Source organism: Tenacibaculum sp. SDUM215027 (assembly GCF_050566205.1).
Lineage (GTDB): Bacteria > Bacteroidota > Bacteroidia > Flavobacteriales > Flavobacteriaceae > Polaribacter.
In genome coordinates, this window is sequence record NZ_JBNXUE010000003.1 from 1 (window position 1) to 12118 (window position 12118).

Below are 12118 nucleotides of genomic sequence, written 5' to 3' on the forward strand. Positions count from 1 at the left end.
ATAGATACCTTTTCCCACTCAACAACTACTTTTTTTGCCTTTTTTTTTACACCTTTTTTAACTCACTATTATCTAACCATTTAAACATGAAAGTTTCTTATGCCTCCCTCCTTCTTCTCCTTCTTTTTAACTCTTTTACCTGTGAAACCCATTATCAACAGAAAAGCTTTGTTATACATCTACCATATATATAGACAACTCGCGTTAGGGATTAACTCAATTGTTATTATCTTATTTGTTTCGTTGAATACACAATATTTGAAGCGGCATCCTTTTATTTAGACTGTATTTAGCAGTCTAACACAAAAGACACAGCGAAATACCCGATAGTTTGTTGTGTTGTAGCGCAGCGGAAACAAACAATAAAGTGGAACACTAACATGAATAGATCACCTTATGCGAAATACATTATATATATATTGTATGAAAAATGCTTTTACAATATCTTATTTAAAACAGTGATATTTGATTAGTTTGGTATTTATCAAATTTGGTAAAATCTAACGGGGCAAGTTTTTTATCTTTTAAATACAGTTTTTTCGCCAACCTAAACTGCATGTTTATTTGTTCTGCTATCTTACCTTCTCCTCGCATTCTACTTACGTAACGAGAATCATTTAATGAACCGCAATGACAATCTTCTATCTGATGTAAAATTTTGTCCGCTCTATCAGGATATGTTTTTCTTACCCAATTGGTAAAAATTTCTCCAACCGCTCCATTTAAACGTACTATTGTATATGCAACTGAGGTTGCACCTAACTCACTTACCTTTTTTACTAATGGTAATATTTCGTGACTGTTAATTGAAGGAATAATTGGCGCCATCATTACATTTACTGGAATATTATTTTCTGCTAGAACTTTAACTGTTTCTAATCTTTTTTTGATAGTTACTGTTCTTGGCTCCACTATTCTTCTTGTTTCTTCTGATAGTGAAGTGATAGATATACTTACCCTCACTAAGTTTAACGCTGCCATTTCTCTTAAAACATCTAAATCACGAAGAATTAATGCGTTTTTTGTTATCATACTTACTGGATGCTTTAGCTTTAATAGTACTTGTAGCATTTTTCGGGTAATTTCAAGTTTTTTTTCAATAGGCTGATAACAATCTGTATTGCCTGAGAACATAATATTTTTGCGGCTGCCAATTACGGCTTCGTAGTTTTTTTTCTAATAGTTCTGGTGCATTTGCTTTGTACAATATTTTACGTTCAAAATCTAATCCTGCTGAATACCCCCAATATTCGTGCGTATTGCGTGCATAGCAATAAATACAACCGTGTTCACAACCTTGATATGGATTCATTGAGTAGGAAAATCCAATATCTGGACTTGTTACTTTATTAAGAATTGTTTTAGGATAAATTTCTAAATAGGTTGTTTTATTATTGTCTGCTGATTCGTTTTCTACTTCGCAATAGTTTAAGAAATCATCCAACACTTCGTGTTGATGTTGTATAAATTTATTGTGTGTGTTGTGTTGCGCACCACGTCCTTTAATGTAGTCCATAATCATTCCTAAATAAAATATTATAAAATTGTCTTTAGAATGACTTTATCGAGAACAGGTTAATATAAACTTCTCGATACAATTTCGATAGGGTTCCGAAATCATCCGAAGTGACTTTGTAAAATTACAAAAAGCAACACAAAAATTTTAGTGAAGTCTATATTATTTAAAACAATTAAGGTTTTACCAGTATTTTCTTTACTGCTATCTGTTGTCCATCTTTTAGTATACGCACAAACAATAAACCTGTTTTAAAATTTGGTATAGGAATGGTTTGTCTGATTTTTTGAATTTTGTTTGTATAAATTATTCTTCCTGTAACATCTACGATTTCTATATCTAAATTGTTTCCTCTTGAATACACAAACATTCCTTCTGATGCTATTACAGGGTTTGGATATATTTTTAAGGTATTATCAAAAGGAAAATCAATTTTTATACTATCTGTATAAGTTTCAGTCCCATCATCAAGGACAATTCTAGCTCTATATTCATTTTCTCCTCCAGAAACACCATTATCTTCTATTTGAAGTTCTTGTGTGTTAGGTATAGTGAATGTTTTTATTATTTCAACATTCCCATTGAGTGTTTTTTCAAAAACAACTGAGGCTACATTCGTCAAAGTGCTTAAACTTAATCGAACATCTACTACATTTTCATTTTTTACAAAGGCTAAAAAATTCTTGTAATAACAATTTACTCCTTGTGAGTTGTAATTTATTGTTTGTCCTTTAACTCCTACTCCTTCATTAAAAACTGGTGTTATAGATATATAAGGTGTTTTAAATGTGTTTTTTGAAATAACAATACTCGTTTCGCTTGCTACTGTATTGGTATACATATAAGTATCATCCAACAGTTGCACATTATATGCTGTTGCATTCGGAACTGGCTCCCAGCTAAATTGAATACTTTCATCACAGTTAAAATCGACAATTGGTGTAATAACATCTGAAATTATAAATTCTTCGGAAACATAATATGCTCCATTTACTAAAGCTCTTAATTGAGCTGTTCCATTAACTTCTGGAGTATTCCAAAGTAAATATGGTTTTGTAACATTTGTAGAGTTTGCAACCTCAGTCCAACTTCCATTATTAATAGAATATTCAATTTTACTTACTGGAAAATCTAAGTTGTTTATCCATCGTACATATTTACCTGTTAAAGCTGGTAACTTATCCTCTTTATTAGGGTAGTTCCATATAAAAATATTTTTAGGCTGAAGAAAATAAGCGATAGAAAACGATTGCGTAGCTGTTGCTAACGAATTTGCTTTTACTTTTAAGTTATATGTACCTGTTTCAGGATTTTCTATAGTAATTAATTCTACATTATTAAGATGGTCTTCTCCATACACAGCTTCTTTTTCTAGCGAACTTTGAGATGGTGAAGCATCTAAAACCCAAGGTAACCATGAATTTGCGCCACTATTCACTTCTAAATCTAGATCGTTTACCAACGCTTTATTATCATTAACATTTGCAGGAACATCATTCCAAACCAAAGCTATTCGTATTTCTTTTGTTGTAGTATTAATAGGAATTGAATATTCTTTAACCTCATTACTTGAAACAACATCATTAATATATCCTCCGTTCTCTAAAATACTTATACTTTGATATGCATTTACATTGCCATAACCACTTTTAAAATCAATTCCTTTTGGACCAATATCATCGGCTCCTGCAATTAATAATGATTTTAGCAATGCAGAAGATGAGAGTTTATTCGTTTTCTCTTTATGCTTTTGTTGCAACAAAGTTACTACTCCAGAAACTATAGCTGCTGCGTCTGATGTTCCATCTGGTCCATGAGCAACCAGTTCTGGCTTCACCCTTCCATCATAAGCAGGTCCTTTTGAACTCCTCGAATTTATAGTTAGCTCTTTATTAACTCCTCCAACAACTAAAACATTTTTAGCCATCTTATAATTTCCCGTCATATTAGCATATCCTTCTATTCCTTGATAATTTCCTTCTTCAGAAGCTACCTCTCCTGTATTCCCAGAAGAAAACACATGAAGTAGCTCAGGAACATCAATTGTACTTTGATCATAAGCATTCGCTTGAGCTCCATAAAAATTTTCAATCTCTGTTCCGTAAGAATGATTTTGAATAAATATATTATTGTTAATATAGTAAGTATCATTATCAGGTAGTAGTGTACTAAAATCTGAAGATGACAAATTACTATGATTAGCACCCCCCATAGAATTATATGTACTATTCCCTGCTCCTCCTATTATAGTAGCCATTAAAGTTGCGTGACTAGAAACATCTTCAGCTTCACTTCCATATAGTTTTATTCTTTTTCTTAAGTCAATATCTTTAACATCAAACAGTAATTCTTTTACTGAAGCAGTTATCCCATCACCATTGATTGTTTTAAAGTCATTTTGAAGTTTGTATATATGATTGACACTTAAATCTACTTTTTCAATTGGTACTTTCTCTGGACGAGGAGCTAATTGAGTATCTACATAAACAACCTGATACATAGAAGCTATTTTACTTATTTCTACTGAAGACACTTTAAGAATTAGAACATCTTTATACTTGTGTAACACATTAATATTTAAGTTCTTTTCCTCTGCTTCTTTTAAAAACAAGTTTGAATTAGTTGTTTTTACCACAACTTTCACTTCTTTATTCTTTCCCTTTAATAGCTTTGGAATCCTATATGACAGCTTCCAACTATCATTTACATCAAACAACTTTCCTTTAAAAGTGAACTCTGTAGATTTTGTTTTTTTTGTTATTATCAAAAAATTATCATCTAATTTTCTTACAACTTTTATCTGTTTATCGTTGAAAATCAGATCTTTTTTATTAATTAAATAATATTTTTTTTTCAACGTTTTTTTTTCAAGCCTTTTTGGGGCTATTTTTTTCACATAAGAAGGAAAATCAACTTGCGAATAGGTATTAAATGTTAAAAATAGCGTACAAAAAAAAAGAAAAACTAACCTCATAAAAATATATTATCACCACAAATAAAACACTTTTTTTGCGTATTTCACCATAAAAACATACTTTCGTTGAGATTTTTTAATTAAAACCTTTCAATAAAATGAAAAATTTAAATTCACAACTATTAAGCCTTATGGCTTTTGCAGTTATTTTGTTTACTGCATGTAACTCTTCAGAAGACGCTATTCCAAGTAACGAAGTCAATGAAGTCACTCCTGAAATAGTTTCAAAATTGCAAGCGGCTTATTTTGAAACTTCTTCAGCAAAAATAACAACTTTTATGGGGGAAAAAGGTGTTGCCGTAGAAGACATGTTCTTTACTTTTGCTCAAATTGACGAGTTAGGTGAAAGTTCAAACATTCCTAACACAGAACATTACAGAACAACTAATTTAGTAACTGGTTTACCTAGAGTTATCACAGTAAGTGTTTCTCCTGATTTAGGTACTTTAGGTTCTGATGCTTTAGATGAAACTATCGTTATGTTAAATAACTTAGGTTCCCAATTAACTTACCAAAGAGTTTCTTATGGTGGTAAAGGTAAATCTAAGGCTGATATTGAGGTTAATGAGTTTTACGAATTAGAAAGTGGTGGCTTTATCACATTAGGTAGAGCTGCTGGTTTCCCTACAAGAAAAGGAGATCCTGCTAAAGGTTTTGGTATTAACAGTAGATGGTTTGAATTATCTATTGCGCCTACTTCTACTAAGCTTGCTGGTACTATGGCTCATGAAATTGGACACTGTATTGGTTTCCGTCATACTGACTACCAAACACGTGAAAGCTGTGGTAGTAACGTAAACGAAGGTAGTGCTGGTGTAGGTGCTATTCATATTGCTGGTACTCCAACTGGATCTGACAATACTTCGATTATGCAGTCTTGTGGACCAGCTATCACATTTAATAATAATGATAAAAATGCAATGTTAACTCTTTACTAGACATTTGTATTTTTAAGATATTTAAAAGCCCAGGTACATATATGTATCTGGGCTTTTTATTTCTTATTGAACTCTTCTTGTTTTATCCATTAACCAGAAATCAGCAAGCACTAAAGCTGTTAATGCTTCCACTATAGGTACTGCTCTTGGTACCACACAAGGATCGTGTCGTCCTTTTCCGTGTATTTCGGCAGCTTCTCCTTTTGAATTTATTGTTGATTGGTTTTGCATTATAGTAGCTACAGGTTTAAACGCTACTCGGAAGTAAATATCCATTCCATTAGAAACACCTCCTTGAATTCCTCCTGACAAATTAGATTGTGTAGTGCCATCAGGATTAAAAATATCATTGTGTTCAGAACCTTGCATTTTTGCTCCGCAGAAACCACTTCCAAATTCAAATCCTTTTACTGCATTGATAGATAGCATCGCCTTTCCTAGTTCGGCATGTAACTTATGGAATATAGGTTCTCCTAAACCAACAGGAACATTTTGCGCTACACAAGTTATCGTTCCACCAATAGTATCTCCAGCTTTACGTATTTCTTGAATTTTATCAATCATTTTTTCTGCTGAAGTTTCATCAGGGCAGCGGACGATATTACTTTCAGTTTTAGAAAAATCTAAATCTTGGTATGGTTTCATCATAAAAACATCTCCTACTGATGATGTAAATGCGTTGATATTGATATGATTGATTAGCTGTTTTGCTAAAGCTCCTGCCACAACCCAATTAGCTGTTTCTCTTGCTGATGTTCGTCCACCACCTCTATAATCTCTAATTCCATATTTTTTATCATATGTATAATCAGCATGTGAAGGACGATACACATCTGTATTATGATTATAGTCTTTACTTTTTTGATTTGTATTCTTGATTATAAAGCCTATTGATGCTCCTGTTGTTACTCCTTCAAAAATACCTGATAAAAACTCAACTGTATCTGGTTCTTTTCGCTGGGTTACTATTTTAGACTGTCCTGGTTTACGACGATCTAATTCTTGCTGAACAGCTTCAAAATCAACTTTCATTCCTGCAGGGAATCCATCTATTACACCTCCAATAGCTATTCCGTGAGACTCACCAAATGTAGTTAGCTTTAAAATATTTCCGAATGAATTAAACATACCTTACTATTTATAAAACGAAGGTAGAATTTATTTACTAAAAAACTACAGTTTTCGTTCTTATAATTATTGGTTGGATCATCATTATAGCTCTTTTTTAGGCTGATTCTCTTTTACTCATTATTTTTTTTATTTTTATTTTCCCACTAAACTAATTGATAGCAAAAGTGTTACGTTTCACAACACTTTTTAGACTTAAATTTTATTAAAAAAAGTAGCAAAAAACTTTTTTAGAAATGAAAAAAGGTCATATATTTGCACCCGCAATCAGGGAATACCTGATGAGACGCTCAGGAGAAATGGCAGAGTGGTCGAATGCGGCGGTCTTGAAAACCGTTGTCTGTAACAGGACCGGGGGTTCGAATCCCTCTTTCTCCGCAAATCCGAAGCTTTCGCTTCGGATTTTTTTTTAGGGGATTAAAGAAAAAAAGCTTACGAATCGTAAGCTTTTTTTATTATCAGAAATAATATGTATTCTATATGTTTTTAAAATTATTCTTTTCTTAACCCAACCTTCTTCTCTAAAGCTAAGTATCCAAAATAAAATAATGTACCTAAAATCAACCCTGAAACATACCCTGTTGTAACGTCTACTGGAAAATGTACTCCCAAATATATTCTACTATAGCCAAAGATTAAAGGAAATAAGATCATTAAGTAAATCAACTTAAAATGTTTTCTTAATAATAAAATCATAAAAGTGGTTATTGTTGTAGATAACGAAGCATGTCCAGACCAAAAACTATATCCCCTTGGCTTATATGTAAAACTACGTAGATACTCTTTTAATCCTTCTGTGTTACAAGGTCTAATTCTTTCTGTAGTATTTTTAATCAAATTTGTAAACTGGTCGGAAAAAGCAACAATAACCGCTATAAATAACACTGTAAATATCCCTTTTTTCCACCCAAACCGCTTAAATACTAAAAACAGCACAAAGACAAATAATGGTGTCCAAGTAAATTGATTGGTTATTGTTAACCAAAAACCATCCCATTGTTCACTTCCTAAATTGTTAAGATAAATTAAAAGTTCTTTATCTTTTTGTATAATATTTTCTATCAAAACTATTTTCCTACTTTTAATACTTCTATTTCAAAAATTAAATCCGATTTTGGAGGAATTGGTCCTACTCTACGGTCACCATACCCTAAATAAGAAGGTATAAACAATCGTACCTTATCTCCTTCTTTCATTGTTTTCACACCTTCTTTCCACCCTGCTATTAATGGAAAATTTTCATCATCAACCGTAAAGACAAAAGCCTCACCTTTATCTAAACTAGAGTCTATTTTCCTTCCATCTGCTAAATATAGCGTATAATGTGCTGTAGTTGGTAACGCTGGATTTACTTTTTTCCCATTCCCTTTTTGTAAAGATAAAATCTTCAAGCCAGAATCGGTAGTAATCGCATCATTAATCCCTTGTTCTTCTTGGTATTTTTGTTTTAACTCTTCTAATTTTTTCTTTCTCTCAATCTCTTTCTTCTCAACGTTTGCTAATTCTTGCTCAAAAACTACTGGTGCATCAAACTTCTTAGCATCTTCTCCTATTCTTAAAATTTCTATATGTTTTATATAGTCATTCTTTTGAATGGTATCAACCACTTCCTGACCTTGTAAAACACAACCAAAAACTGAATGTCCACCATCTAACCAAGGTGTTGCTTTATGTGTTATGAAAAATTGACTAGAATTCGTAACAGGTCTTGAGTAATTAGCCATAGACAACACTCCCGGCCCGTCATGCTTATACAATAATTTTCCTTCTTCATCCATTGGAAATTCATCCGCAAATGTATAACCTGCATCTCCTCCACCTGTTCCTGTTTTATCTCCGCCTTGTATCATAAAATCTTTAATCACCCTATGAAACTTAGTTCCATCATAAAATGGCTCTCCCTTTAAAGAGTCAGTCATTTTAACGTGAGTTCCTTCACTTAATGCAATAAAGTTTGCCACTGTCATTGGAACTTTATCATAAAAAAACTTCACTAAAATATCTCCTCGATTAGTTTGAATATCTGCATACAATCCATTTTCTAAACTAGGGTATTTAGCCGATTTACATGATGTAAACACTACAAGTACAACAAGTAGGACTTTAAATAATTTCATTTATTTGGTTTTAAATTCTCTTATAAACAATTAATTAGGTTAACAACAAGTGTTAACCTAATTAATTATCAGTTATTTAAACTTTATTTATTTTATCTCTAACAACTCTACTTCAAAAACTAAAGCTGAAAAAGGTTTAATATGTTGTCCTCTCTGTTGCGCACCATAAGCTAACTCTTGAGGGATAAAGAACTTGTATTTTGCTCCTGGCTTCATTAACTGTAAACCTTCAGTCCATCCCTTGATTACTTGCCCTACTCCAAATTCAGCAGGTTCTCCTTTTTCCACAGAACTATCAAAAACAGTTCCATCAATTAAAGTTCCATGGTAATGAACTTTAACTCTAGAATTAGCCACAGGAGCATCTCCTTCACCTTCTTTTAAAATAACATATTGTAAACCACTTTCAGTAGTTTTCACTCCATCTTTAGCTTTATTCGTTGCTAAAAATTCTTCTCCTGCCTTTTTATTATCTCCAAACTCAGCTTCTGCCTTTTTAGCTTGCTCTTCTTGCATTTGTTTCATTTTTTCTTGTTGTTTCTTCTGAAAAAATGTTCTTAAGATATTATTTACATCTTTTGACTCTACTAATAGATTTGTAGAATCCATTCCGTTTTTAAAACCTTGCACAAATAAATCTTGATCCATTTCGTCAAAATTCGTTTTGATTTTATTAGCCATATCTAACCCTATAGCATAACTAACAGAATCTACCTCTGTTGCTAATGAGCTTTTTTGTTTAAACTGACCGTTACTGCATGAAACAATTGATAAACCTACAACTGTAGCTGCTAAAATGTTGGTTAACTTCATTCTTCTTTTTTTGATTTTATATCGATTAATGTTACTGTACTTTTTATTGGCTGATTTACAGCGATTTTATTTCCATCTCCTGTTACTCCAAAAGCTCTATACGATGGAATGACAAATGTAATAGTTTCTCCCTTTTTCATCAACTTTATTCCGTCTTGTAATGCAGGAATAAAATCTTCTTTATCTACTTTATAGCTTCTCTCTTTTTCTTCATAAAGAATATCTCCATTAAGATCCGATATACTATAAGATAACATAACTAAATCTTCAAACTGTGGAGAATTTGAGTTTAAAGTATCTTTCGTTATATATGTATACCAAAAACCGTTAGGTGAAGTTTTATACTCTTTAACAGTATCTTTAGCCACCCATTCTTCTAAACGTTTTTTTTCCAAAGCGTTTAACTTCTTATTTTCTTTAAGAACTTCTTTATAAAAGTTTGTTGTTCCGTGTTGCTTTGGTCTTCTCGCCTGTGGCTCTTTACAAGATACCATTACCAAAAGAACAAAAAGTATTATTTTATGCTTCATACGAATTTTCTAACTCTTGTTGGTATGTAGGTAATAACGACTTAAATCTCTCTATCGTATTTTCCATATTATCATCACTTCTACCTCCTGCTGCATTATCATGTCCTCCTCCATTAAAATAGTTGCGAGCAAACTGGTTTACAGAAAACTTCCCTTTTGAACGGAAAGATATTTTTACAATTCCTTGTTCTTCATCTTCTATAAAAATAGCTGCAAATACAATTCCTTTCAAAGATAATGCATAATTTACAACCCCTTCTGTATCTCCTTTTTCGTAATGAAAACGTTTTTTTTCTTCTTCAGATAAGGTTATAAAAGCTGTTTTATATTCTGGTAAGACTTTCATATTGCTCAATGCCTGTCCTAACAACAATAACCTATTGTAAGAATTTGCATCATGAACACTGCTATGAATTCTATCATTTTCAGCTCCTTTATCTATTAAATCAGCAATAATTCTATGTGTAGTACTGGTTGTAGATCTAAAACGGAATGAACCGGTATCAGTCATAATACCCGTATATAAACAAGTAGCTATATTTTTATCTATCAACTCTACATCTCCCATCATCTCAATAAAGTTGTATACCATTTGACATGTTGAAGACATAGATGTATCAGAATACATATACATAAAATCATCTGGTTGCTGATGATGATCTATCAAAGCAAAATCATTTTCATACTCCTCTAACGTGTTTTGCATATCATTTCCTACCCTATGCAGTGCATTAAAATCTAATAAAAAAACAATATTAGACTTCGCTAAGGCTTTGACAGATTGTTTGTTTTGACGATCAAAACGTTTTACGGTTTTTGACCCAGGAACCCAATGTAAAAAATCAGGGTACTCATTTGGCATTAGCACCTGTGTAGTGTGTCCTTTTTTATCTAAATAATGTTTTAATCCTAACGTTGAACCAATTGCGTCTCCATCAGGGTTTCTGTGCCCAATTATTACAATATTTCTAGGTTCTGACAAGAATTCTTGTAGCTCTGTAAAGTGTTTCAAAATCATAAAAGGCGAATATACAAATTAATGCTATATTAACCTTTTTATGTATTTCTTTTTGTTTCTTCGCTTAAAAAATTAAAACTTCATGAAATCTTATAAATTTACTTTTTTACTATTCTTTTCTATAACTATTACTTCTTTTAGCCAAGAAGCGTTTACTATTTCTTTTGGATCTTGTAACAATCAGAAACTTAACAATCCTTTTTGGGGAGAAATTCTATCACTTCAACCTGATGTATGGATATGGGGTGGAGATAATATTTATGCAGACACAAATAATATGCGTAAAATGAAACGCATGTATAAGACTCAAAAAAAAGTTAAAGGTTATAAAGAGCTAACTACCAAAATTCCTATTCTTGCTACTTGGGATGATCATGATTATGGGAAAAATGATGCAGGTGTAGAATTTGAAATGAAGGATGAAAGCCAACAATTATTTCTAGACTTTTTAGATATTCCAAAAAGCTCTCCTAGAAGAGAACAAAAAGGCGTTTATCACTCTAAAACTTTTAAAACAGAAGATGGTAACATTAAAGTTATCGTTTTAGATACACGTTATTTTAGAACTCCACTTACCAAAGGCACCAACGGTAAACGTTTTCAACCTAATAAATTTAATGAAGGTACCATTTTAGGTAAAACTCAATGGAAATGGCTTACCAACGAATTAACAAACTCTACTGCTACCTTTACCGTAGTTGTTAGTAGTATCCAAGTACTATCTAAAGAACACGGATTTGAAAAATGGGGTAATTTTCCTCATGAAGTAGCTAATTTATTCAGTTTAATTAAAAAAGCTAAAAACACCAACGTAGTTCTTCTTTCTGGAGACAGGCATATTTCCGAATTTTCTAAGACTAACATTAACGGAGTAAAATATCCTATTATTGATTTTACTTCAAGTGGGTTAACACATGCATACTCTTCTTTTACTTCTGAAAAAAATGACTTTAGAATAGGTAATGTAGTTAACTCTTTAAGTTACGGCACGCTACTTTTAGACTTAAAAACGAAAAAAGCTACTTTTCAAATGCGTGGTAAAAACGGGGTTATCTTACAAGAAATCAACCAAATATACCCTTAA

At 32.0% G+C, this 12118-nt stretch carries 11 protein-coding genes and 1 tRNA gene; 3 read left to right on the forward strand and 9 right to left on the reverse strand.

What is annotated here, in order from left to right; translation table 11 throughout:
• Window positions 1–450: 450 nt before the first annotated feature.
• From ACQYZ7_RS08105 to ACQYZ7_RS08115, 3 genes are all read right to left on the reverse strand, one after another.
• Window positions 451–1134: a radical SAM protein gene (locus ACQYZ7_RS08105; protein ID WP_430729272.1), complete on the reverse strand. Its 684-nt coding sequence runs from the start codon at window positions 1132–1134 to the stop codon at window positions 451–453.
• Complete coding sequence (locus ACQYZ7_RS08110; protein WP_430729273.1) at window positions 1097–1516, reverse strand: hypothetical protein; 420 nt, start codon at window positions 1514–1516, stop codon at window positions 1097–1099. Before ACQYZ7_RS08110 ends, ACQYZ7_RS08105 begins: the two co-directional genes overlap by 38 nt.
• 175 nt (window positions 1517–1691) lie before the next feature.
• Complete coding sequence (locus ACQYZ7_RS08115; protein ID WP_430729274.1) at window positions 1692–4373, reverse strand: S8 family peptidase; 2682 nt, start codon at window positions 4371–4373, stop codon at window positions 1692–1694.
• A gap of 215 nt (window positions 4374–4588) precedes the next feature.
• On the opposite strand from ACQYZ7_RS08115, the gene ACQYZ7_RS08120 reads away from it, so the two are divergent.
• Window positions 4589–5428, forward strand: coding sequence for a M57 family metalloprotease (locus ACQYZ7_RS08120; RefSeq protein ID WP_430729275.1), 840 nt, complete (start codon window positions 4589–4591; stop codon window positions 5426–5428).
• A gap of 63 nt (window positions 5429–5491) precedes the next feature.
• Here the strand turns inward: ACQYZ7_RS08120 and aroC are convergent, their stop codons facing one another.
• Window positions 5492–6556, reverse strand: a complete 1065-nt coding sequence (aroC, locus tag ACQYZ7_RS08125) for a chorismate synthase (RefSeq protein WP_430729276.1) — start codon at window positions 6554–6556, stop codon at window positions 5492–5494.
• Window positions 6557–6849: 293 nt separating this feature from the next.
• Here aroC and ACQYZ7_RS08130 point away from each other — a divergent pair.
• A tRNA-Ser gene (locus ACQYZ7_RS08130) sits at window positions 6850–6934 on the forward strand.
• 114 nt (window positions 6935–7048) lie between these two features.
• On the opposite strand, the gene ACQYZ7_RS08135 is transcribed toward ACQYZ7_RS08130, so the two are convergent.
• From ACQYZ7_RS08135 to ACQYZ7_RS08155, 5 genes are all read right to left on the reverse strand, one after another.
• A complete protein-coding gene (locus ACQYZ7_RS08135) occupies window positions 7049–7621 on the reverse strand; it encodes a phosphatase PAP2 family protein (protein WP_430729277.1) in 573 nt (190 codons plus the stop codon).
• A 2-nt stretch (window positions 7622–7623) separates the two neighbouring features.
• The gene (locus ACQYZ7_RS08140; RefSeq protein ID WP_430729278.1) at window positions 7624–8673 is read right to left on the reverse strand and encodes a peptidylprolyl isomerase; all 1050 of its coding nucleotides are present in this window, start codon (window positions 8671–8673) and stop codon (window positions 7624–7626) included.
• A gap of 87 nt (window positions 8674–8760) precedes the next feature.
• The gene (locus tag ACQYZ7_RS08145; RefSeq protein ID WP_430729279.1) at window positions 8761–9486 is read right to left on the reverse strand and encodes an FKBP-type peptidyl-prolyl cis-trans isomerase; all 726 of its coding nucleotides are present in this window, start codon (window positions 9484–9486) and stop codon (window positions 8761–8763) included.
• Window positions 9483–10016 (reverse strand): gliding motility-associated peptidyl-prolyl isomerase GldI, encoded by a 534-nt coding sequence (gldI, locus tag ACQYZ7_RS08150; RefSeq protein ID WP_430729280.1) that lies wholly within the window; start codon window positions 10014–10016, stop codon window positions 9483–9485. The genes ACQYZ7_RS08145 and gldI overlap by 4 nt, the downstream gene beginning before the upstream one ends.
• Entirely contained in the window at window positions 10006–11034 is a 1029-nt protein-coding gene (locus tag ACQYZ7_RS08155; protein ID WP_430729281.1) for a DHH family phosphoesterase, read from the reverse strand. Before ACQYZ7_RS08155 ends, gldI begins: the two co-directional genes overlap by 11 nt.
• 82 nt (window positions 11035–11116) lie before the next feature.
• Between ACQYZ7_RS08155 and ACQYZ7_RS08160 the strand changes: the two genes are divergently transcribed.
• The gene (locus ACQYZ7_RS08160; protein ID WP_430729282.1) at window positions 11117–12118 is read left to right on the forward strand and encodes an alkaline phosphatase D family protein; all 1002 of its coding nucleotides are present in this window, start codon (window positions 11117–11119) and stop codon (window positions 12116–12118) included.

Bases quoted from the DNA above. Each gene is read 5' to 3' on its own strand.
- ACQYZ7_RS08105 (WP_430729272.1), bottom strand. From the start codon at position 1,134: ATGTTCTCAGGCAATACAGATTGTTATCAGCCTATTGAAAAAAAACTT.
- ACQYZ7_RS08110 (WP_430729273.1), bottom strand. From the start codon at position 1,516: ATGGACTACATTAAAGGACGTGGTGCGCAACACAACACACACAATAAA.
- ACQYZ7_RS08120 (WP_430729275.1), top strand. From the start codon at position 4,589: ATGAAAAATTTAAATTCACAACTATTAAGCCTTATGGCTTTTGCAGTT.
- aroC (WP_430729276.1), bottom strand. From the start codon at position 6,556: ATGTTTAATTCATTCGGAAATATTTTAAAGCTAACTACATTTGGTGAG.
- ACQYZ7_RS08140 (WP_430729278.1), bottom strand. From the start codon at position 8,673: ATGAAATTATTTAAAGTCCTACTTGTTGTACTTGTAGTGTTTACATCA.
- ACQYZ7_RS08145 (WP_430729279.1), bottom strand. From the start codon at position 9,486: ATGAAGTTAACCAACATTTTAGCAGCTACAGTTGTAGGTTTATCAATT.
- gldI (WP_430729280.1), bottom strand. From the start codon at position 10,016: ATGAAGCATAAAATAATACTTTTTGTTCTTTTGGTAATGGTATCTTGT.
- ACQYZ7_RS08155 (WP_430729281.1), bottom strand. From the start codon at position 11,034: ATGATTTTGAAACACTTTACAGAGCTACAAGAATTCTTGTCAGAACCT.
- ACQYZ7_RS08160 (WP_430729282.1), top strand. From the start codon at position 11,117: ATGAAATCTTATAAATTTACTTTTTTACTATTCTTTTCTATAACTATT.